Below are 22,752 nucleotides of genomic sequence, written 5' to 3'. Positions count from 1 at the left end.
TGTTTTAAATGATATGATTTTACAATATCTTATGCTAGAAGATAGTAGAATGAGATAGAGGAATGTATTATTTTATTAATTTTTTATAGAAATTGAAAGCGTATTATTGAAAAGTATTCCAACACTTGTATCATTGCTAGAGTCCGTTTATAATCAAGGAATCCTATTTCATATTTTGATAGGATTATTTATTATTGAAAGCGTTTTAAGTTTCCTTTTTTTTGAGGTAAGAGGTCTGACTTATTCAGATGAAAAATTATGTATGTAGTTTTAAATGGGAAGAAAAATAATATCAGTATCACTTTATAGTGTGGGGAGGTTAAAAGTGTGAAAGGTAAAGATTTTCACACGAATATATATGGGTTATATAGGATTATTACTTTCAGGGGCAGCTTTATTTTTAAATAGTCTTGTTATATTAGGGAAAGCAGAGATGAAAAGTGCGGGTGTTTTTAATTTATTTGTGGGTGCACTACAAATTATTATTCCGTTTTATTTGATCATGATTTCTGACCAAAGCAATTGGACAGTGTATTCATATGCGGCTACTTTCTTATTTGGATTAACTTATTTATATGTAGGTGTTACTTTTATAAAAGGAATGGATAGTAGTGGTCTAGGATGGTTTTGTATTTGGGTAGCAATTATTGCTTTATTCTATATGGTTGTTTCATTTGTTCAATTCCATGATGTTGTTAATGCATTAACGTGGTTTATGTGGGCATTACTTTGGTATTTATTCTTTGTATTAAATACACAAAAGAAGAACATCAATCAATATCTTGGAAGGATTGCCTTCGTACAATCATGGGTAACATTGACTTTACCTTCACTATTTTATTTTATGGGAGTATGGGGAGAGGGATTCGTATATGAACTATGGGTTTATGTATCAGTAATTTCTATTTTGTACTTCTGTTATTGTATTTATAAATATCGAGTACGTTAATATATGATCTGCATAAAAGCATGGAATCGTTAAACTGATTTCATGCTTATATATATATTAGCGTTTTATAATAAAAGAGGTGGTATCTCATAAATCATGAAAATGGGGATGATGAAATTGAAGAAAGTGTTGGTGTTAGGAGGAACAAGGTTTTTTGGTAAACATTTAGTAGAGTACCTTTTGCAAGCTGGACACGATGTAACAATTGCCACAAGGGGAGTTACTGAAGATTCTTTTGGTAGCGCAGTAAAAAGAATAATTGTCGATAGAGAAGATAGAAAGCTACTAGAAGAGCGTCTAGAAGGAAAAAGTTATGATATTGTATACGATAATTTATGCTATAGTTCAAATGCAGCGAAAATGGTATGTGAATTTTTGAAAGGAAAAACGAAGAAGTATATTATGACATCTTCAATGGCTGTCTATGAACCTGCATTAAGTTTGTTAGAAGAGGACTTTAATCCATACGAATATGCAATTACATATGGAAATAGAAATGATTTTAATTATAGTGAAGGAAAGCGATTAGCCGAAGCGGTTTTATTTCAATATGCAACATTCCCAGTCGTTGCAGTGCGTTTTCCAGTTGTTATTGGAGAAAATGACTATACGAAAAGGTTACAATTTTACGTTGAATGTGTTGTGAACCAAAAACCTATCGTTGTGGATCATGTAGATGGAACTTTGTCATTTATACATGAAAAAGAGGCAGGAGAGTTTCTAGCTTGGTGCGGAATGGAAAATGTGAAAGGACCAATTAACGCCTGTAGTAACGGGGTAGTTTCTACGGAAGAAATTATTCATTTCATAGAAGAGAAGACGGGAATAAAAGCACTCATCCAGGAAGCTGGAGAAAATATAGCTCCTTATAATGAGGTAACTAACTGTACGTTACATAATGGAAAGGCTCGTAAATTTGGATTTTTGTTCCGAGAGCTGAAACTAGAAATAAAAAATGTTTTAAAACATTATATAAATACAATGAAGTAATCATAAATCCCCCGGTGGCAATCCGGGGGATTCTGGAGGATTTCGACAATACTGATTTTACATTACCAAATTTACCTTATACATACGACTAATGTTTTTGTGATTGAATTGCTTGTAAATACTTCTCGTTTACTTGGTCCCAGTTTACTGTATGCCACCAATTGGTAACAAACTCTGGGCGCCGATTTTGATACTTTAAATAATAAGCATGTTCCCATACATCAATTACGAGTAAGGGGATTTTCCCTTCTTGCAAAGGCGTATCTTGATTTGGTGTACTCATAACAGAGAGTTCCTCACCGTCAAGAACAAGCCATCCATAGCCACTTCCAAAACGACTAATAGCTGCTTTGGAAAGTTGATCTTTTAAGTTGTCAAAGGTATTGAAATAATAATCAATTACTTTTGCAACGTCTCCATTAGGCTCACCGCCACCTCGTGGGCTCATCACTTCCCAAAAAAGACTATGACAATAGTGACCACCACCGTTATTTCTTACAGCTGTAACGATTTCCTTCGGTAAAGCATCTAAATTACATAGCAATTCTTCTAAAGATTTATTATGTAATTCAGTATAATTTTCTAAAGTAGCATTTAAATTGTTTACGTATGTCGCATGGTGCTTTCCATGATGAATGGAAAGTGTATTGCTATCGATATGTGGCTCTAGTTCATCATAGTCATATGAAAGCTTTGGCAATTGAAATGAAGACATAACATTACCTCCTTTCTATTTAAAAAAGTTGGTCTAGGTAAAAATACTTTACCTTAGTCAAAAATACACCCATTTTCCATATAAGTCAATAGTAAGTCTGTTAATTTTCTGAAAAATATTACAATAAAAGTAACACTCTCAATTTCATTTGTGACTCCTATCCTTTTTGCTTATACTGTAAAGTAGCAAGGTTTTGTTGAAATAGAAGGAGATTGTTTATGAGTAAAACGAAACAATTAATAGAGGAAGCAAGTAATTTTATTACGATTTGTTATAAGGAGCTTCATAAAGAACAATTGATAGAAGAACGTATAAAAGAAATTCAAATTGAGATAGAGAAGACAGGGACATATGAGCATACATTTGAAGAACTTGTTCATGGTTCACGAATGGCATGGCGTAACAGTAATAGATGTATTGGAAGACTATTTTGGAGTAAGATGCACATATTAGATGCGCGCGAAGTAAATGATGAAGAGGGTGTATATAATGCATTAATTCATCATATTAAATATGCAACGAACGATGGAAAAGTTAAACCAACCATTACGATTTTTAAGCAATATCAAGGTGAGGAAAATAATATACGAATTTATAATCACCAATTGATTCGATATGCAGGATATAAAACAGAAATGGGAGTGATCGGTGACTCGCATTCCGCTACATTTACGGACTTTTGTCAGGAGCTTGGCTGGCAAGGAGAAGGTACGAATTTCGATGTATTGCCACTTGTATTTTCTATAAACGGGAAGGCGCCTACATATAAAGAAATTCCGAGGAAAGAAGTAAAAGAAGTGCCAATTGAACACCCAGAATACCCTATTTCATCACTTGGAGCAAAATGGTATGGGGTTCCAATGATTTCAGATATGCGCTTAGAAATTGGCGGTATTTCTTATACAGCCGCTCCGTTCAATGGATGGTATATGGGAACAGAAATTGGGGCGCGCAACTTAGCGGATCATGATCGTTATAATTTACTTCCGGCTGTTGCGGAGATGATGGATTTAGATACATCGAGAAACGGTACGTTATGGAAGGATAAGGCGCTAATTGAGTTGAATATTGCCGTACTACACTCTTTTAAAAAACAAGGAGTTAGTATTGTTGATCATCATACTGCTGCACAACAATTTCAGCAATTTGAGAAGCAAGAAGCTGCTTGTGGTCGTGTTGTAACAGGTAATTGGGTGTGGCTTATTCCACCATTATCTCCAGCTACCACTCATATTTATCATAAACCGTATCCGAATGAAATTTTGAAGCCAAATTTCTTTCATAAATAATATTTAGTGCAGTTTTTTTCTGCAAAATATATTTTTTTTAATTACTGTTATGTAGCAAATGGAAGCCTTTACTCTCGGTTATTTTTGGAAGAGGATTTTTGAACCAAGGAGTTCCTTATGTTATAATCAAATTTCTGTTTCGAAGACCTTATAGAAATATAAGGTCTTTTGTTTTGCTTTTTTATGTAAGAGAAAGAGATTTTTTCTTTTTAATAAGGGATTTGGCATATTTTTAGGGACAACATAAGTATGTGGGAAGTCGATAAAATGTTATGCATATATAATTATTGTGTTTTGGGTTTAAACAATAAAACATAATAAAGTTGTTTTTTTAGATTGCTGAGGAAGGAGGAAGTGTAAATGAGGATGAAGAGTCGAAAAACTGATTGGCCTGTGTTTATTATTAGCGGTGGTTCACTTTTATTATTTGTAATTGCAGTTTTTTTGAACAAGGATTATGTAGAGAGTGCGATTAATAACAGTTTCGCTTTTTCAATTAAATATTTTGGTGCCTTCTGGCAAGTTTTATTATTAGGTACATTTATTATTGCGATGTGTATGGCGTTCTCCAAATATGGGAGAGTTAAACTTGGGGGATTAGAAAAACCTGAGATTAGTACGGCAAAATGGCTTGCTATTATTATGTCTACATTACTTGCCGGAGGTGGCGTTTTTTGGGCAGCAGCAGAGCCAATGTACCATTTGATGACGGTGCCACCAATACATGATGGTATATCTGCTGGAACGAAAGAAGCAGTTATGCCTGCTTTAGCACAAAGTTATATGCATTGGGGATTTTTAGCATGGACGATTTTAGGTACAATTAGTGCGGTAGTTATGATGTATGGACATTATCATAAAGGTATGCCGCTAAAACCTCGAACGCTTTTATATCCTATTTTTGGGGAAAAATTAAGAAAGAGCCTGCTTGGAACGATAATTGATGCAGCTGCAATTATTGCAGTAGCTGCAGGTACAATTGGCCCAATTGGATTTTTAGGTTTACAAGCAAGTTATGGGTTACAAGAATTATTTGGAATTTCTGATGTATTTACTACTCAATTAGCAATTATTGTTTGTGTAGTGGCCGTGTCTACCATATCGGCAGTAACAGGTATTGATAAAGGGATTCAAATTATAAGTAATTTAAATGTTAGATTAGCAATTTTGTTAATGGCATTCATATTACTATTTGGGCCAGGTGGATTTATTATTGATTCGTTTGTTTCTTCGTTTGGATTTTATGTAAGTGAGTTTATACCGATGAGCACATACCGTGGTGATACAAGTTGGTTAGGATCTTGGACAATCTTTTTCTGGGGATGGTTTATTGGATACGGACCAATGATGGCAATTTTAGTGAGTCGAATTTCAAGAGGGAGAACGATTCGAGAAATCATCGTTGCAATTGGAATTATCGCACCTATTATTACAACGTTTTGGTTTACTATATTAGGTGGATCAGGTGTGTTTTATGAGTTAATGAATCCTGGTTCTATCTCGGACGCATTAAGTGAATCTGGTATGCCGGCAGCTATGATTGCAATTACAGGACAATTGCCACTTTCTAATATTATTGGACCAGCATTTCTTTTATTAACAATTTTATTTGTAGTGACAACAGGAGATTCAATGGCGTATTCCATTTCAATGGCAGTGACTGGAGACGGAGATCCTAGAATTAGTTTGCGAATTTTTTGGTCGCTTATTATGGGAGCAGTTGCAGCAATTCTTTTATATATGGGTGAAGGAAGTATTAATGCGCTACAATCGTTTATCGTAGTGACGGCAGTTCCGGTATCAATTTTGTTATTCCCGATGCTATGGTTAGCGCCTAAAGTTGCGGGAGAATTAGCATTAAAACAAGGTATTGTAAAAGAAGAAGATAAAACTGCATTCTTATTTCAGAAGGCTAGTAAATCAAAATAAATAAAAACGTAAAAGGGGAAGCATCTTAAATGAGATGCTTCCCCTTTTACGTTTAATCTAATACTTTTCCCTTTGTTTCTGGTACACATAGTAGCATTGTAATTAACCCGATTGGGTAGATGATAAAAATCAGGGACAATGCTCCAAGTAGGTTGCCACCTGTAGCGAGTAAGCCGATAATAACAGGCCCAAATCCAGCTAATCCACGCCCTGTACCGAAAATAAAGTTTTCTGCGGTAGAGCGAGCTTCAGCAGGATAGTTTTCAGCTAAAATTGCCCCAAATCCTCCCATCATTCCATTTGCAAAGAATCCAAGCAATGCACTTCCCCATAATAATAATGTTGAATCTGTGAATAAGAAGAAGTAAATGAGGCAGTATACTGTACCGCCAATATAATAAATTGCAAAAGTTTTACGACGACCAATTTTATCAGCTAGAATACCAAAGGTTGCAATTCCAATTAGCATACCGATGGTAGAAATGAACATCCAGCCACTTGCTTTTGCTAATGTATAGTTATATTTATTTGCTAAAATAGTTGGCATCCATGTGAAGATTCCGTAATATCCGAAGTTCTGGATAAATGACATAATAATAAGACCGATTGTTGTGATTGTTACTTTTTTATTGGCAAATAACTTTCGAAGTGGGAATTTTTTTATATGTTTTAGTTGTTCTGCTTCAGTAGGTGTTAATTTACCTGCAGCTTCTTTTTGCAATAGTTCTTTTTTGTAGCGTTGTTTTTGCTCCCATATTTTCGGTTCACTTAAACTTTTACGGACATAGACGGCTAGTAAAGCTGGAATTAATCCAAATAAGAAAACGGCTCTCCATCCAAAATGCGGGACAATAAATGCTGGAAGGAGTGAAGCAACCAGTACACCAAATTGCCATCCAAGTGCAACAACAGATGTCGCTTTAGCGCGCATTTCTTTAGACCATGTTTCTGTTACAATGGCCATTCCGATTCCGAATTCACCACCAACTCCCATTCCAACTAAAAAGCGAAGAATTAATAATTGCCAGTAGTCTGTTGCGAAATAAATGAGTGCGGTTGCTAGTGAAAACAGTAAGATTGTGAAGGCCATTGTACGAATACGTCCAAATAAATCAGCAATAAATCCAAATAAATAAGAACCAATTAACATCCCTATTGTGGTAGCTAATGTTAAGTTTCCACCTTCAACAGGACTTAAGTGAAACTCTTTTAAAATATAGACAAGTACGAAAGATAATAGCAACATATCTAAACCTTCTGCTGCATATCCTAGCGCAGAACCAAATAATGTTTTATATCTTTTCGCTTTCGTCTCCTCTGTTATTTGTTGTACATCAGTAGTGACGTTCATTATTACTCCTCCTTATTTTCTACAGTCGCTATGGAAGAATAACAAAAGGCCTTCTCACCTGATATGATGAGAAGGCCAAAAAAGCATACGTATCCCTAAGAAAAGAACATACGTATATTGTATTCCGACTTCCTTCTCAACCTCACGGGGTTGGGTTAAAGGACTGTATTATATTACTTTATTTTTAGCACTCTTCTATTGTATTGTCAAATAAAGAGGAAGTTATTATGTGTAAAATATTTCAAAAAACATTTCGTTCTTCTTGACGCCGACTTCATTATTTTCCCATAATAAAACTAACTAAATAAAAAGGAATGAATCAAAGATGCTAAATTTAGTACTCATGATGATTGAACGAGTCGGACTTATAGTTATTTTAGGATTTTTACTCTCTCATATTAAAACTTTCAGACGTCTCCTTCATAAACAGGATGGCTATGTAGATAAGCTTAAGCTTATTTGTATTTTTTCGGTATTTACAATTGTAAGCAATTACACTGGGATTGAAATAGCAGGAAATACGATTATGAATGAAAATTGGTTACAAGGTGTTTCTTCGTCAAGTACAATTGCGAATACGCGTATTATGGGTGTTGGTATTAGTGGCTTACTTGGTGGCCCTATCGTAGGGGTTGGAGTAGGGTTTATTGCTGGTATTCATCGTTATATGCTTGGTGGTACGACAGCGCTAAGCTGCGCAATCTCTTCTATTTTAGCGGGGATTATAACGGGTTATATCGGATATATTTTCAAAAAATATAATCGTACAATTACTCCTAAGTTTTCAGCAGTTTTAAGTGTTTTTATCGTATCTTTAGAAATGGTTATGATTTTATTAATTATAGAGGATGGAATTAGCGTTGTGAAAACAATAGCGATACCGATGATTCTTGTAAATAGTTTTGGAAGTTTTATTTTACTTTCTATGATACAAGCTATTTTGCGTCAGGAGGAGAATGCAAAAGCACTTCAGACTCATAAAGTATTGCGTATTGCTGATAAAACGTTACCGTATTTTCGTCAAGGTTTAACAGAAGAATCGTGTAAGCATGTGGCACAAATTATTCACCGCTTTACAGGAACGGATGCGGTATCTTTAACAGATACAGAGAAAATATTAGCGCACGTTGGATTAGCATCAGATCACCATATTCCTTCACATAGTTTAATAACTGGTTTATCAAAAGAGGTTTTACATACAGGGCAAATAATGAAGGCGAAATCACGTGAGGTTATTAATTGCCAACATGAAAGCTGTCCCTTACAAGCCGCTATTGTTATTCCACTAACTTCACATGGAAATACGATAGGTACATTAAAACTGTATTTCAAAAATTCTAACCAGTTAAGTCGCGTTGAAGAAGAATTAGCAGAGGGGTTAGCAAAGATATTCTCCACGCAGTTAGAGTTAGGAGAAGCTGAGTTGCAAAGTAAATTACTTCAAGATGCGGAGATAAAAGCATTACAAGCACAAATTAACCCGCACTTTTTATTTAATGCGATTAATACAGTATCAGCTTTATGCCGAACAGATGTAGAAAAAGCAAGGAAGTTATTATTACAGCTGAGCGTGTATTTTCGTTGTAATTTGCAAGGGGCACGTCAGTTATTGATTCCACTAGAGCAAGAATTAAACCACGTACAGGCATACTTATCATTAGAACAAGCAAGGTTCCCAAATAAGTATGAGGTAAAGATGTATATTGAGGATGAGCTAAAGACAACTTTAGTACCACCATTTGTTCTTCAACTATTGGTTGAAAATGCACTGCGACATGCTTTTCCGAAGAAGCAACCAATATGCGAAGTGGAAGTGCATGTTTTTGAAAAAGAGGGTATGGTTCACTTTGAAGTAAAAGATAATGGACAGGGAATTGAGGAAGAACGTTTAGAACAATTAGGAAAGATGGTAGTTTCATCAAAGAAAGGGACTGGAACAGCTTTATATAATATTAATGAACGTCTTATTGGGTTATTTGGGAAAGAAACGATGCTTCATATCGAAAGTGAATTAAATAAAGGGACGGAGATTACCTTTATTATTCCAAAAAAAGTAGGGGAGGAAGAGCCGGGTGTTAAAAGTATTAGTAGTTGACGATGAAATGTTAGCACGTGATGAACTAAAGTATTTATTAGAGAGAACGAAAGAAGTTGAGATAGTTGGTGAGGCTGATTGTGTGGAAGACGCATTAGAAGAACTAATGCAAAGTAGACCAGATATTGTGTTTTTAGATATTCAATTATCCGATGATAACGGATTTGAAATCGCGAATATATTAAAGAAGATGAAAAATCCACCTGCAATTGTATTTGCTACTGCCTATGATCAATATGCGCTGCAAGCATTTGAAGTAGATGCGTTAGACTACATTTTAAAACCATTTGATGAAGAACGTATTGTGCAAACATTAAAGAAGTATAAAAAACAAAAACAAGCGCAAATAGAAACGAAGCACGAAATAAAGGGGACAGATGTAGCAGCAGAGATGCATAAATTAGCATTACCAATTGAAGAATCAATCGTACTTGTGAATATTGAAGACATTATATATGTAGGGCTTGTAGATGGGAAAGTAACAGTAAAAACAATGAGGGAAACGTATGTAACACATGATACACTTGTAATTTTAGAGAAGAAGTTACCACAAGCAAGCTTCATGCGCATCCATCGTAGCTTTATTGCGAATATTAATCATATTACTGAAATTCAGCCATGGTTCAATTCTACTTATAATTTAATCATGAAAGAAGGATCGAAAGTACCTGTTAGCCGTACATATGCAAAAGAACTCAAGAAGCTGCTTCGTATTTAAGAAGCAGCTTTTGTATTTCATCCTTTTATATTTGTAACTGATTCTGTATATTTGACGTTCTGTTATGTAAACGCTTACTTTAGTGTTTATATCCTATACAATAAAGGTACCAAATCGAAAGAGGTGGCCAAAATGAGTACGAAAAAAGTATATAGTTTCTTATCACAAGCATTTATATTCTCAGCTATTATGTTAATTTCAAATATTATTGCAACGCATTTACCAATTCCAATGCCTTCATCGGTAATCGGGTTAGTTATTTTATTTAGTCTATTATGTTTAAAAGTAATTAAATTGGAGCAAGTTGAATCACTTGGAACAGCTTTAACCGGCATTATCGGATTCCTTTTCGTCCCATCAGGTATTTCAGTTATTAATTCTCTTGGTGTAATGGGGCAATACTTTGTACAAATTTTAACTGTAATTGTTGTAGCAACAGTTATTTTACTCGCTGTAACAGGATTATTTGCACAATTCATTTTAGGAAAAGATGAAAAAGAAACAGAAGATACAAAAGAATTGAAAATAGTAAATAAAGGACGCAAGCACGGAAAGGTTGCGTAACCATTGAATTTATATATTGTTAGGAGGTAATGAACATGGCAAGCACAATGACTCCATATTTCGGAATCGTCGTTTCATTAATCGCATACGGAATCGGAACATTATTATTCAAGCATTCAAAAGGGTTCTTCCTATTTACACCATTATTCGTAGCGATGGTATTAGGGATTGTCTTTCTAAAGGTAGGTAACTTTACTTTTGAAGAATATAATACTGGTGGAAAAATGATTAGTTTCTTCTTAGAGCCAGCAACAATTGCATTCGCTATCCCACTATATAAACAAGTTGATAAGTTGAAAAAATATTGGTGGCAAATTTTATCAGCTATCGTGGTTGGATCTATTTGTTCAGTAATTGTCGTGTTCATTGTTGCAAAAGCAATCGGTTTAGATACAGCAGTAATGAATTCAATGCTACCACAAGCAGCAACAACAGCAATTGCGTTACCAATTTCAGAAAGTATTGGTGGTATTCCTGCGATTACATCGTTTGCGGTTATTTTCAACGCAGTTATCGTATACGCATTAGGAGCATTATTCTTAAAAACATTTAGAGTGAAGCATCCGATTGCAAAAGGTTTAGCACTTGGAACAGCGGGCCATGCATTAGGAGTTGCAGTAGGAATTGAAATGGGTGAGGTAGAGGCAGCGATGGCAAGTATTGCTGTAACGGTAGTTGGGGTTGTAACAGTAGTTGTCATCCCGATGTTCATGCCATTCATTGGATAGTAAAACTTACTTAAAAAATAAGAAAAGCAAGCTATTTGTAGGACAGATTTCTACTGATAGCTTGCTTTTTATGTTACAGTAGTGGTAAGACCTATTTAAAAAAATGTAAGTTTCCTTAAATCTTCATTAATACTATGTAGAATACGTTTTGAAATAGGTCATTGTATTGTAAAATAAGAAGTAAGCTACTATATACCTGTTAAGGTAGGCATATAATGAGTTTATAAAAATCTTAATATGAATGAATAATTAAAAGTAGAAAAGAGAGAGAAATCTACTTATTAACGTTTTAGTTTATAGGACAGGAGAGAGTATTCGTCGATTATGCAAATAAAAAACCTGTTTCAAAGCAAAGGATTTCAGAGGTTACTCGTATTAGTAATACTTGCTCTCGTGTTATACGGGCTGCAAAGTATGTTGAATTTAATATTAATTACGTTTATTCTCACGTATTTAATGGATCGATTCCAAAAGTTTATTTCCCGCAAATTAGATCATTTCATGCCTATTAATCGAAAAATTATTATAGCGTTTCTATATGTAATGTTAATTGGTGGAATTGCTATTACGCTATTTAAATATTTACCAGTATTAACGATACAAATTTCACAATTGATTTACCAATTCAATGTATTTTTAAGAAACCCACCAGATAGTGAACTAATTAAGTATGCAGTTAATGCTGTCAATCATATGGAGCTTTCTAAATATGTAGGACAAGGCGTAGACATTTTGTATAAATCAATTACGAATGTTGGTAAATTTGGTCTTCAAGTTTTACTTTCTTTAATTTTGAGTTTGTTTTTCTTACTAGAAAAATCTCGTATTGTTGGTTTTACTGCAAAGTTTAAAGAAAGCAGGCTTGCAATTTTCTATACTGAAATTGAGTACTTCGGTAAGAAATTTGCACGTTCATTCGGAAAAGTAATCGAAGCACAATTTTTAATTGCAGTTGTTAACTGTGTTTTATCCGTGATTGCACTATGGATATTAGGATTCCCGCAATTATTAGGTTTAGCATTAATGATTTTCTTGCTTGGATTAATTCCAGTAGCGGGGGTTATCATTTCGTTATTCCCACTTTGTATGATTGCTTACAATATTGGCGGTATTATGTACGTTGTTTATATTTTAGTTATCGTAACAGTGATTCATGCGCTTGAAAGTTACGTATTAAATCCGAAGTTTATGTCGCAAAAAACAAATTTACCGATTTTCTATACTTTTATGGTATTAATTTTCTCAGAGCACTTCTTAGGTGTATGGGGACTGATTATCGGTATTCCAATCTTCATTTTCTTACTAGATGTTTTAGACGTGACAAGTGATGAAATTGAGAAGGATGTTGGAACAAAATAAAGTGAAGTAGAGAAAAAGCATCGATGTTCGATGCTTTTTCTTTTATAACATTATGTTTCTTATGCCATACTGTAAGGAGAATATAGAATAGGGGTGAAGTAATGGCTGTAAATGAAAAGGTAGAATTGGCTACATTTGCTGGAGGGTGTTTCTGGTGTATGGTTTCTCCATTTGAAGAGATGGAGGGAATTATACAGGTTGTTTCAGGTTATACAGGCGGTCATAAAGAGGACCCAACCTATAAAGAAGTGTGCTCAGAAACAACAGGACATTATGAAGCAGTACAAATTACATTTGATGCAAATAAAATGCCGTATGAGGAATTGTTAAATATATATTGGAGACAAATTGATCCGACTGATATTGGGGGACAATTCCACGACCGCGGGCAGTCTTATGAAACGGTGATTTTTTATCATAATGAAGAACAACATAAAAAAGCTGAGGCCTCAAAAGAAGAGCTTGAGCAGAGTGGACGCTTTTCAAAACCAATTGCGACAAAAATACTACCAGCAGCTACATTTTATCCAGCTGAAGAATATCACCAAGGATATCATAAGAAAAACACATTCCGCTATGAGTTATATCGTAAAGGTTCAGGACGAGATGCTTTTATTAAGCAACATTGGCCAAAGGATAATGCTCATTTAAAAGAAAAACTCAATGAGATGCAGTTTTATGTAACACAGGAAAATGGTACAGAACCACCATTTCGAAATGAGTATTGGAACCATAAAGAGGAAGGTCTTTATGTAGACATCGTTTCAGGTGAGCCGCTGTTTACTTCTCTAGACAAATTTGATAGTGGATGTGGATGGCCTAGTTTTACAAAACCAGTTATGTCAGCAAGTGTGAAAGAAAAGATGGATGTGAGTCATAATATGACACGTACAGAAGTGAGAAGTAAAGAAGGAGACTCACATCTTGGGCACGTATTTCCAGACGGTCCAGGACCAAATGGCCTTCGTTACTGTATTAATTCCGCAGCTCTTCGATTTATTCCAAAAGAGGAATTAGAGAAAGAAGGCTATGGCGATTTCTTAATCTTGTTTGGAAATAAAAAATAACCTCGCAGTTAGCGAGGTTATTTTTTATTTTTAAATTTGCTTAATACTTCATAAACGATTGGAACAATAAGAAGTGTTAATAACGTTGAACTTGTTAATCCACCAATTACCGTTACGCCAAGTCCTTTAGAAATTAAGCCACTACCTTCAAATCCTAATGCAAGCGGGATAAGAGCACCGATTGTTGCAATTGCAGTCATTAAAATTGGACGAAGGCGTGTTGCACCAGCTTCTAATAAAGCTTCACGTGTTGATAGACCTTCATTTTCTTTATGAATAACGCGGTCGATAAGCACGATTGCGTTTGTTACAACGATACCGATTAACATAAGCGCACCAATCATTGCAGATACACTTAATGTTTCACCAGAGATTAATAAGGCAACAAGAGCCCCAATAATTGTGAATGGTAGCGAGAATAAAATTGCGAATGGTGCAAGAGCACCGCCAAATGTAACGACAAGAACGAAGTATACAATGGCAATCGCAGCTAACATCGCTAAGCCCAGTTGTTTGAATGATTCTTCAATATCTTTAGTAACACCGCCCATAGAAACATCTACACCGGAAGGAAGATCCATTTTATCTACTTCTTTTTGGACTGCAGCAGATGCTTTTGAAACGTCATCAGATGTTAGTTTTGCACTAACCTCTGCATAAACACGTCCATCTCGGTGTGTTACTGTATTCGATGTTTCACCTTCTTTTACAGTCATAACATCTTTCACAGCTACTTCATTACCAAGTGGTGTTGTAATTTTGCGATTTGTTAAGTCATCGATTGTTTCATAATTTTGTTTTTCAGCTTCTACATATACATTGATATCTTTACCGTCTTTTTTAATTGTTGTCAGAACAGGGCGATCATGTTGATTAGAAAGTCCCATTCCAATTTGAGCAGCCGTTAAGCCCATTTTACTTAGCTTTTCTTGATCTGCGACTAAAGTGTACTCTGCATATGTTTTTGCAATACTAGAATCTATATCTTTTAAGTCTTTATTTTTCTTCATGATATTTTGAATATCTTTTACGACAGGCTTAATGTCTTCTGAGCTATCTCCGTAAACGTATAGTTTAATTTCATTACTACCGCCACTTGCTCCGAAGTCTTGGTTTTTCCATTCGCCTTTGCCAGACATCTTCTGTAAATCTTTAACGACTTGTTCTTTCTCTTTTTCGAAGTTTTTCGTGTCGTTATCATATTGCACGAAGAACATTGCTTGGTTTGATTGACCAGGACTCATTGGATTCTCTCCACCTAATGAGAACTGAATTGTTTTGACGTCTTTATTATCTTGGAAGTGCTTCTCAGCTTTTGTTGCAATTTTTTCAACGTCTTCTAACGTTTGACCTGGTTCAGGATTATATGTTGCAATAATCATTTTTTCTTCTTCAGAAGGTAAGAAACTTACACCGATAACTGGTACAAGTGCAAGACTACCAACCAATAGAAGGACAGCGATACTTGATGTAATAATTTTGTGATTTAAAGCCCATGCAAGTATGCGTTTATAACCATTTGCTAATTTACTTGGTTTTTCTTCATGATGTACTTCTTTTTCCCTCATACTCTCTTTCTTAAATAAAGAGTGAGCTAGCATCGGTACGATTGTAACAGCTACTAGTAATGATGCTAATAAAGCGAAGACGATAGTTAAGGCAAATGGTAAGAACATTTCACCAATCATACCTTTTACTAGTCCAAGTGGTAAAAATACAGCAATTGTTACAATGGTAGAAGACATAATTGGGATAAACATTTCTTTCGTAGCTTCACGAATTAAATCTTTTCCGCGCAATTTCTCTTCTGATAACGACATACGTCGGTAAATATTTTCAATAACAACAATTGAGTCATCGACAACGCGGCCTATAGCAACGGTCATTGCTCCAAGTGTCATAATGTTAAGCGTAATATCCATTTGCTTTATGACTAAAACAGCAATTAATAAAGAAAGTGGTATTGAAACGACAGAGATTAACGTTGTTCGAATATTTCGTAGGAACAGCATAATAATAACAATCGCAAAGATAGCACCGAAAATTGCTTTGCTTAGCATTGTTTCAACTGATTTTTCAATAGGTGCACCTTGGTCGAATGTTGAAATGATCTCTAAATCTTTATATTTTTTCTCAAGATCTTTTACTTTATCTTTTACTGCATTTACAACATCAACTGTATTTGCATCAGAGGCCTTCACAATTTGAATTCCAATTGCTTCTTTTCCGTTTGTCCGAGAAATGGATTCTGCTTTCCCAACTTCTTTAATGTCAGCAATTTCGTCTAATGTAACTGTTGGAATCCCGTTCATAGCAGCTGGATTCATTTGCGGCGTTTGTGCACCAGCGCCAGCATTTTGACTACCTTGACCGTTAGGTGAGGAAGGTATAGCTGGAATTTTAAGTTCTTTTAATGCTTTAATCGTTGTAATATTGCCATCTACAACAACTGATTTTTCCGTGTCTTTAAATGTGTATAAGCCAAGTGGTAAAGATACATCCGATCCCTTAATCACATTTTTTACAGTATCTTCACTTAGTCCTAGTTCTTTCATTTTATCTTTCTTGAAGACAAGCTGTACTTCATCTACTTGTTGGCCAGCAATTTGGACAGATGCAACACCATCAAGTCCTTTTAATCCTGGTACAACATTTTTTTCTACATTTTCAGTTAAGGTAGCTAAAGATTCATTCTTGCTTGCTACGCTTAACGAAATAACTGGGAAAGCATTGAAGTTTACTCGTGAAACTTTAGGATCTTTAACACCTTCTGGGAGTTTTACATTTGTGAGAGCTTCTTTAATTTCTGTTTCTGCTTTTTCCATATTTTTATCAAAATCGTATTCTACTTGAATAGAAGATGCGTTTTGAAAAGATGATGAGCTTACAACGTTAACACCGCTTAAATTTTGTAGTTGTTCTTCCATCGGCTTTGAAACTTTATCAGCTACTTCTTCTGGTGTAGCACCAGGATAGACCGTAGTTACTGTTACAATCGGTGTTGTAATATCAGGAATTGTTTCCAGCTTCATATTGAGTCCAGAGTAGATCCCTGCAATAGTAACAATAATGGTTAGTAGCCAAACTGCGAACTTATTTTTTAACGAGAAATTGATGATTTTGTTCATGTTTGCGCTCCCTTTTTATTGTATTGACCAACTGGTCAGTCTAATACATAATATAACTGACCAGTTGGTCAATCGTCAATAAAAAGAGATGGTATAATACATTTATAATAAGATGCGAGATTAAATTTAGGAGAGAAGATATGAAAGAAAAAGAGCGTTTAATTATAGAAGCGGCTATGAAGTTATTTGCGACTAAGGGTGTAAATGCAACGTCGGTACAAGAAATCGTCACCACTTGTGGTATTTCAAAGGGAGCTTTTTATTTGTACTTTAAATCGAAAGATGAGCTTTTATTAGCGACGCTTCGATATTATTATGAAAAAATCCAAAAGAAAATGCTGGATATTGAAAAAGAGTCTTTACTACCACGTGAAAAATTTAAAAAGCAATTATACTTTCAGTTTACTGATGTGCAAAAACATAAAGAGTTTATTATTATGCATGCAAGAGAAAATGCCATTCCGTTTAATAAAGAAGTGGAAGAATTTATGATGCGGATGAAGTTAGAGTCTCATGCATTTTATCGGAATAGTTTATTGTCCATTTATGGTGAAAAGGTTATGCCATATTTATTGGATTTAGTAATTATGGTAGAAGGTATATGCCGTGGGTATTTAGAATTAATTATTTTACAAGCACTAGAAATTGATTTGTCCTATGTATCGATATTTATTTTAAAAAGGATAGATCATTTAGTAGATGGGCTCATAGAATCTTTGGAAGAACCTGTTCTACACGAAGAAGGGCTTGGGGAGTTTGTTTGTAAATCAGAGCTTATTAAGGAGCAAGTTAAAGAACGTTTTTTAAAAGAAATCATTGTGTTTAAGCGAACATTAGCTGATCAATTAGAAGATGATGAATTGCTTGTTACATTAGATGTTTTAGAGTCAGAAATGAGGTCAAACCCTAGAATTCCAGTCATTCAAGGGATGTTATCTAACTTAGAGGTATATCCAAATTTAAAGGAATTTCGCTTGCGGATTATGGAGTATTACAATATAAAAAGGTAACAATGATGGCTTTCATTGTTACCTTTTTATTATATATTCACTATTTCTTTTTTCTGTACAGTCTCTTCTTTTTCAAGGTTAATTGTTTCTTTCACGATATAAATTGGACGGTTTTTACTTTCGTCATAAATACGAGCAATATATTGACCGACGATTCCAAGGCCAAGTAACTGAATACCGCTAAAGAATGTAATAGCGACCATAATAGATGCCCAACCTGTTTGCGTACCAGAGCCAATAATTTTCACAGTAATTGTATATACTAAGACAATTATTGAAATGAGAACTGATAATAAGCCTAAAGTCATAACTATACGTAACGGTTTTGTTGAAAACGCAATAATGCCATCAGATGCAAATTTAATCATTTTCTTCAATGGGTATTTTGTTTCACCAGCAAAGCGCTCGTCACGTTCATATTCAACATACGTTTGGCGGAAGCCAACCCAAGACATCATCCCACGAATGAAACGATTGCGCTCAGTCATTTGATTGAAAACATCAGCTACTTTACGATCGATGATTCGGAAATCACCAGTATCTTTTGGGATATCGATATCGGACATGTAATTTAAGAATTTATAGAAATACTTAGCTGTTAAAAGTTTAAACCAAGTTTCACCTTTACGTTGTTTACGTTTTGCATAAACAACTTCATATCCTTCTTCCCATTTTGCAATAAGTTCAGGAATAACTTCAGGTGGATCTTGTAAGTCTGCATCTATAATTACAATAGCATCACCTTTTGCAGCAGCAATACCAGCTGTAACGGCTACTTGATGTCCAAAGTTACGCGCGAAATTAACGATTTTTGTACGGTAATCATTTGATGCAATCTCAGATAAGATTTCCATTGTACGGTCTGTGCTACCGTCGTTTACAAAGACAAACTCGTAATTAATATCATTTTGAAGCATAACGGACTTTAAACGGTTATAACATTCCTGCGCTACTTCTTCCTCGAAGTACATAGGAACTACAACCGAAATTAATTTTTGCATGTTATATCCTCCGTAGTTTTAATAAGTTGTTTAAGTTTAATTAGTAGCCTTTTCAGTTTGGTTGAATGTCCAAATTTTATTAAGGACAAAATTGATAACCATTCCGACACCAATTGCGAAAATCTGTGCAATTAGCGCATTAAAGGCAAGTTTATCTACTAATATAAATAAACATAATGTATTAAAAGCCAATACAATTAAATTTACAGTTAGAAATTTAAAGAACATTGACGTGCTTTTATTATTAGGTTTAAACACCCAATTTTTATTCCAATAGTAGCTATTGGCAACACCAATTAAATAGGCAATGGTATTCGCAATAAGGTAGTTCATCCCAAATTTTAATAATATCCAAAAGCTAATAATTGTAATGAGCGTATTAAAGATTCCTACTAAACCAAACTTTAAGAGTTTCTCCATAATATTATCCTCATTTTTATAAAATATATAAATTTAGGTGGTATAGGAAAAAAGATACCAGTAGATAGTATAACATATTTTTGAACTTCATATTATTTATTTATAAGAAAGTATCTCCAAGGTTGAAAAGGAGGTACTTTGCACTTAATTTCTTTTGAATCTTCGAACGTATTGAAAACATACGTATATCCCATAACTTTGTATTATGCTGAAACTTGGTATTATGAAATACCTGTATCTAGTTTGGTATTCAATTAATAGATGAATTAATACATATCCAACAATTAGTAGTAAGAATAATGTGTAATGAAGATTGTCTTGTTTTGTTACTATAAGGTAAAGAATCGCTATTATTCCGAAGAACATCGCAGCTGTATACATATAGCGCTCATATAGAATAGCATTCTCTTTTAAATCTTGCATCCCATCCAGAATTTCAAAGTTAGGTGTATATAAGCTCCATGATGGTGAAGAATCGGTATCACCCCACATAAGTGCAAACTTCTCTTCAAATAATGATATAACCTTGTCCTTGTCAGCTAATCGTTCTTTAATAATTTTCTTTTCTTCTAAAGTGCGTTCTTCGCCAACCTCTAGAGACATAATATGGCCTGCGTCTTCATGGGAATACCCACCCTTTGTTTCATGGTTAAGACCGACAACAAATTTCCAAAGAGGATCGCGATTCGATAATGGATATTGTGTAATTCCAGAAGAGATAAATGCAAAGCTTATCATGTAGTGAACTAAGTAGAAAACAATAAAAATCCCACATAATTTCTTAAAAGAATTGAAAATGATTTTTTTAGGTTTCCCCAGCATTCCATGTAGGAAGATGTAAATAGCGACAGCAATTAAAATTAACATACCAAGTGGTCGCATAATGTCCCCTAAAGATAATAAGATACCAATAAAAATCCACATGTATTCACTTTGCAATCCTTTAGTTACTAATAAATAAAATCCAAAGTAAAAGAAGAAAGTAGCTAGATGTTGATTTGTTAACACAGAACTTAGCATAATACTTGGAATATATAATGCATACATCAATCCAGCGATACGTCCGGACCATTCATTAAATGTTTTCGCAGTGATTTTATAAACAAATATTGTAGTTCCCGTACAAAATAGGACATTTAAAAATTGTAAAGCGAATATTCCTTCTCCAAAAATCTTTATAATGAGCGCTTCATACATCGTAAATCCAAGTTGATACACCCACGAAGTGAAATATGTAGTATTTGTAAAACTAAAATCACCGTGGGCAGCTTGAATAGCGCTATTATACATTATTGCAAAATCTGATAAAGGTACGCTTGGTATTTGTAGAATCCAAATTAAGCGAACGATAAAAGCTAATAAAGTAAGTGAAATCACGAATGTTAGCGATGACATATATTTATTTATTAAGCACGCTACTATAAGAAAAACGAGCCCGATTCCAATCATAATAGGAAGACTTACTGAATTTGGAATGTCTAGTTTATCGCTAATTGTGAGATATGATTCCCACGTAATCCATGACAAGATAATGAGACATAGTATTAATAAAGATTTAGTCAAAAAAGAATTGATTCTATTAAATGCTGTAATCGGCATTAAATTTATACACTCCTTCAAATCAATTATATTTTAGTAGTTGAGAATATTCTATTCTTGGTATGTAGAGTATCACCTAAAAGAATACCATGATTAGTTTACTTATCAAAATACGCCCGGGGCTATATAGGAGATGTATTTTATATTTTTATTAGGACGGAATATAAAAATACATTTTTCTTACATAGAAATTAATATGTAAGAAAAATGTAGTGGAAAGTTATGAATTGTGTTGCGACCATTCTTCAACATTCCAAACTTTTGTTATCCAATCTTCATAAAAGTCTGGTTCATGACACACTAAAAGAATTGTTCCTTTGTAAGCTCTCATCGCTTTCTTCAATTCTTCTTTTGCTGTAACATCAAGGTGATTTGTTGGCTCGTCAAATAGTAACCAGTTGCTCTCTTCCCCCATTAGCTTACATAAACGGACTTTCGCTTGTTCGCCACCACTTAATTGGCTTAGAGGACGAGAAATATGTTCGTTTTTTAAACCGCACTTTGCCAACATTGCACGTATTTGATGTTGGTCTAGGCTAGGGAACGTGTTCCAAACATCATCAATCGGTGTTATATTATCAGCTTTCACTTCTTGTTCGAAGTATGATGGGTTTAAGAAATCACCAAGGCTTGTTTTTCCGCTTAATGGTTTGATTTTACCTAAAATCGTCTTTAATAGTGTAGACTTACCTACGCCATTACATCCGACGATTGCAATTTTTTCACCGCGTTCAATTGTCATTGTTAGTTTTGGTAATAACGGGTGTGTATATCCAATTTCTACATTTTCTCCTTCAAAGACGAATCGGCTACTTGCGCGACTTTCTTTAAACGAGAATTCAGGTTTAATCGCCGTCTCAGGACGATCGATACGTTCCATACGATCGAGTTGTTTTTGACGACTTTTTGCACGACCTGTCGTTGAGTAGCGCGCTTTATTCTTCGCAATAAAATCTTCTTGTTTTTTTATAAATTCTTTTTGTTTTTCATAAGCATTAATATGTTGGTTTTTATTAATTTCCGCTAGCTCTAGGAATTTTTCATATGTCGCTGTATAACGCGTCATCTTTGTGAATTCTAGATGGAAAATAACATCGACACATTTATTCATAAATTCCGTATCATGGGAAATTAATAGGAATGCGTGTGGATATTCTTTTAAATAATTTGTTAACCAATGAATATGTTCAACGTCTAAATAGTTGGTAGGCTCATCTAATAGTAATACTTCTGGTTGCTCAAGTAGTAACTTTGCAAGTAATACTTTTGTACGTTGTCCACCACTTAATGCAGCAACATCACGATCTAAACCAATTGCGTCAATTCCAAGGCCGCGCGCTGCTTCCTCAATTTTCATATCTAATAAATAGAAACCGCCTGCTTCAAGAGCATCTTGTATTTCCGCCATTTGCTCAAGAAGTTCTTCTAATTCTTCAGGTGTAGCAGTTCCCATTTTTTCTGTAACTTCATTTAAAGCTTTTTCTTTTTTAAATAAAGGTAAAAATGCATCTGCTAATACGTCACGAATTGTACGGCCAGGTGTTAAAATTGTATGTTGGTCTAAGTAACCATAATTTGTGCCAGGTGTCCATTCGACGCGGCCTTCATCATGGATAAGTTCACCAGTAATTATATTCATAAATGTTGATTTACCAACACCGTTTGCTCCAACTAATCCAACATGTTCTCCTGCGAGTAAGCGCATGGATACATCTTTAAATAATGTACGATCACCAAATGTATGGCCTAATTTTTCAACAGTTAATAAGCTCATAATGTCCTCCGTTCAATTCTAAATAGTGTCTTGAATCATGATACTAAATTCTTCGATATAATGCTA

Annotated in this window: 18 protein-coding genes; 11 read left to right on the top strand and 7 right to left on the bottom strand. The window is 34.5% G+C overall.

Annotated elements, in window-relative coordinates; genetic code table 11:
- Positions 1-358: 358 nt before the first annotated feature.
- Both AC3EMB_RS27045 and AC3EMB_RS27040 read left to right on the top strand, forming a co-directional pair.
- Positions 359-949, top strand: coding sequence for an AmiS/UreI family transporter (locus AC3EMB_RS27045; protein ID WP_000540540.1), 591 nt, complete (start codon positions 359-361; stop codon positions 947-949).
- A 96-nt stretch (positions 950-1,045) separates the two neighbouring features.
- Positions 1,046-1,939 (top strand): NAD-dependent epimerase/dehydratase family protein, encoded by an 894-nt coding sequence (locus AC3EMB_RS27040; protein ID WP_141240957.1) that lies wholly within the window; start codon positions 1,046-1,048, stop codon positions 1,937-1,939.
- Between the two features lie 88 nt (positions 1,940-2,027).
- Here the strand turns inward: AC3EMB_RS27040 and sodA are convergent, their stop codons facing one another.
- Complete coding sequence (gene sodA, locus AC3EMB_RS27035) at positions 2,028-2,654, bottom strand: superoxide dismutase [Mn] (RefSeq protein WP_000094037.1); 627 nt, start codon at positions 2,652-2,654, stop codon at positions 2,028-2,030.
- Positions 2,655-2,872: 218 nt separating this feature from the next.
- Between sodA and AC3EMB_RS27030 the strand changes: the two genes are divergently transcribed.
- Positions 2,873-3,943 (top strand): nitric oxide synthase oxygenase, encoded by a 1,071-nt coding sequence (locus tag AC3EMB_RS27030; protein ID WP_000047620.1) that lies wholly within the window; start codon positions 2,873-2,875, stop codon positions 3,941-3,943.
- 360 nt (positions 3,944-4,303) lie between these two features.
- Positions 4,304-5,872 (top strand): BCCT family transporter, encoded by a 1,569-nt coding sequence (locus AC3EMB_RS27025; RefSeq protein WP_488517391.1) that lies wholly within the window; start codon positions 4,304-4,306, stop codon positions 5,870-5,872.
- Between the two features lie 52 nt (positions 5,873-5,924).
- On the opposite strand, the gene AC3EMB_RS27020 is transcribed toward AC3EMB_RS27025, so the two are convergent.
- Complete coding sequence (locus AC3EMB_RS27020; protein WP_071731548.1) at positions 5,925-7,223, bottom strand: MFS transporter; 1,299 nt, start codon at positions 7,221-7,223, stop codon at positions 5,925-5,927.
- Between the two features lie 325 nt (positions 7,224-7,548).
- On the opposite strand from AC3EMB_RS27020, the gene lytS reads away from it, so the two are divergent.
- The 6 genes from lytS to msrB all read left to right on the top strand — a co-directional run bounded on the left by lytS (position 7,549) and on the right by msrB (position 13,754).
- A complete protein-coding gene (gene lytS / locus AC3EMB_RS27015) occupies positions 7,549-9,318 on the top strand; it encodes a two-component system sensor histidine kinase LytS (RefSeq protein WP_000933592.1) in 1,770 nt (589 codons plus the stop codon).
- Complete coding sequence (locus AC3EMB_RS27010) at positions 9,296-10,036, top strand: LytR/AlgR family response regulator transcription factor (protein ID WP_000921848.1); 741 nt, start codon at positions 9,296-9,298, stop codon at positions 10,034-10,036. Before lytS ends, AC3EMB_RS27010 begins: the two co-directional genes overlap by 23 nt.
- Positions 10,037-10,168: 132 nt before the next feature.
- Complete coding sequence (lrgA, locus tag AC3EMB_RS27005) at positions 10,169-10,600, top strand: antiholin-like murein hydrolase modulator LrgA (RefSeq protein ID WP_053563271.1); 432 nt, start codon at positions 10,169-10,171, stop codon at positions 10,598-10,600.
- 35 nt (positions 10,601-10,635) lie between these two features.
- Positions 10,636-11,328, top strand: a complete 693-nt coding sequence (gene lrgB / locus AC3EMB_RS27000) for an antiholin-like protein LrgB (RefSeq protein ID WP_000168869.1) — start codon at positions 10,636-10,638, stop codon at positions 11,326-11,328.
- Between the two features lie 324 nt (positions 11,329-11,652).
- Positions 11,653-12,687: an AI-2E family transporter gene (locus tag AC3EMB_RS26995; RefSeq protein ID WP_001166009.1), complete on the top strand. Its 1,035-nt coding sequence runs from the start codon at positions 11,653-11,655 to the stop codon at positions 12,685-12,687.
- A 101-nt stretch (positions 12,688-12,788) separates the two neighbouring features.
- Complete coding sequence (msrB, locus tag AC3EMB_RS26990; RefSeq protein WP_000290179.1) at positions 12,789-13,754, top strand: peptide-methionine (R)-S-oxide reductase MsrB; 966 nt, start codon at positions 12,789-12,791, stop codon at positions 13,752-13,754.
- Between the two features lie 17 nt (positions 13,755-13,771).
- Here the strand turns inward: msrB and AC3EMB_RS26985 are convergent, their stop codons facing one another.
- Positions 13,772-16,882, bottom strand: coding sequence for an efflux RND transporter permease subunit (locus AC3EMB_RS26985; RefSeq protein WP_488517390.1), 3,111 nt, complete (start codon positions 16,880-16,882; stop codon positions 13,772-13,774).
- Positions 16,883-17,022: 140 nt separating this feature from the next.
- On the opposite strand from AC3EMB_RS26985, the gene AC3EMB_RS26980 reads away from it, so the two are divergent.
- Positions 17,023-17,892: a TetR/AcrR family transcriptional regulator gene (locus AC3EMB_RS26980; RefSeq protein WP_098127294.1), complete on the top strand. Its 870-nt coding sequence runs from the start codon at positions 17,023-17,025 to the stop codon at positions 17,890-17,892.
- 29 nt (positions 17,893-17,921) lie between these two features.
- Here the strand turns inward: AC3EMB_RS26980 and AC3EMB_RS26975 are convergent, their stop codons facing one another.
- The 4 genes from AC3EMB_RS26975 to AC3EMB_RS26960 all read right to left on the bottom strand — a co-directional run bounded on the left by AC3EMB_RS26975 (position 17,922) and on the right by AC3EMB_RS26960 (position 22,686).
- Positions 17,922-18,893 carry a glycosyltransferase family 2 protein gene (locus tag AC3EMB_RS26975; RefSeq protein ID WP_001170716.1) on the bottom strand — a complete coding sequence of 324 codons (972 nt, stop codon included), beginning with the start codon at positions 18,891-18,893 and terminating at the stop codon, positions 17,922-17,924.
- Positions 18,894-18,929: 36 nt separating this feature from the next.
- Positions 18,930-19,313, bottom strand: coding sequence for a GtrA family protein (locus AC3EMB_RS26970; protein ID WP_000413280.1), 384 nt, complete (start codon positions 19,311-19,313; stop codon positions 18,930-18,932).
- 144 nt (positions 19,314-19,457) lie between these two features.
- On the bottom strand, positions 19,458-20,912 hold the full coding sequence (locus AC3EMB_RS26965; protein WP_095689934.1) for a glycosyltransferase family 39 protein: 1,455 nt from the start codon (positions 20,910-20,912) through the stop codon (positions 19,458-19,460).
- 220 nt (positions 20,913-21,132) lie between these two features.
- A complete protein-coding gene (locus AC3EMB_RS26960) occupies positions 21,133-22,686 on the bottom strand; it encodes an ABC-F family ATP-binding cassette domain-containing protein (protein WP_000055383.1) in 1,554 nt (517 codons plus the stop codon).
- Positions 22,687-22,752: the final 66 nt, after the last annotated feature.

This window comes from Bacillus sp. LQ16 (genome assembly GCF_057784645.1).
The sequence above is the reverse complement of the archived record's forward strand: the minus strand, read 5'-3'. Positions and strand labels throughout refer to the sequence as shown.

Coding starts and splice junctions, on each gene's coding strand:
- AC3EMB_RS26985 (WP_488517390.1), bottom strand. CDS start 16,882: ATGAACAAAATCATCAATTTCTCGTTAAAAAATAAGTTCGCAGTTTGG.
- lytS (WP_000933592.1), top strand. CDS start 7,549: ATGCTAAATTTAGTACTCATGATGATTGAACGAGTCGGACTTATAGTT.
- lrgB (WP_000168869.1), top strand. CDS start 10,636: ATGGCAAGCACAATGACTCCATATTTCGGAATCGTCGTTTCATTAATC.
- AC3EMB_RS26970 (WP_000413280.1), bottom strand. CDS start 19,313: ATGGAGAAACTCTTAAAGTTTGGTTTAGTAGGAATCTTTAATACGCTC.
- AC3EMB_RS26975 (WP_001170716.1), bottom strand. CDS start 18,893: ATGCAAAAATTAATTTCGGTTGTAGTTCCTATGTACTTCGAGGAAGAA.
- AC3EMB_RS27025 (WP_488517391.1), top strand. CDS start 4,304: ATGAGGATGAAGAGTCGAAAAACTGATTGGCCTGTGTTTATTATTAGC.
- AC3EMB_RS27045 (WP_000540540.1), top strand. CDS start 359: ATGGGTTATATAGGATTATTACTTTCAGGGGCAGCTTTATTTTTAAAT.
- AC3EMB_RS27030 (WP_000047620.1), top strand. CDS start 2,873: ATGAGTAAAACGAAACAATTAATAGAGGAAGCAAGTAATTTTATTACG.
- AC3EMB_RS26965 (WP_095689934.1), bottom strand. CDS start 20,912: ATGCCGATTACAGCATTTAATAGAATCAATTCTTTTTTGACTAAATCT.
- AC3EMB_RS27040 (WP_141240957.1), top strand. CDS start 1,046: ATGAAAATGGGGATGATGAAATTGAAGAAAGTGTTGGTGTTAGGAGGA.
- sodA (WP_000094037.1), bottom strand. CDS start 2,654: ATGTCTTCATTTCAATTGCCAAAGCTTTCATATGACTATGATGAACTA.
- AC3EMB_RS27020 (WP_071731548.1), bottom strand. CDS start 7,223: ATGAACGTCACTACTGATGTACAACAAATAACAGAGGAGACGAAAGCG.
- AC3EMB_RS26980 (WP_098127294.1), top strand. CDS start 17,023: ATGAAAGAAAAAGAGCGTTTAATTATAGAAGCGGCTATGAAGTTATTT.
- lrgA (WP_053563271.1), top strand. CDS start 10,169: ATGAGTACGAAAAAAGTATATAGTTTCTTATCACAAGCATTTATATTC.
- AC3EMB_RS26960 (WP_000055383.1), bottom strand. CDS start 22,686: ATGAGCTTATTAACTGTTGAAAAATTAGGCCATACATTTGGTGATCGT.
- AC3EMB_RS26995 (WP_001166009.1), top strand. CDS start 11,653: ATGCAAATAAAAAACCTGTTTCAAAGCAAAGGATTTCAGAGGTTACTC.
- msrB (WP_000290179.1), top strand. CDS start 12,789: ATGGCTGTAAATGAAAAGGTAGAATTGGCTACATTTGCTGGAGGGTGT.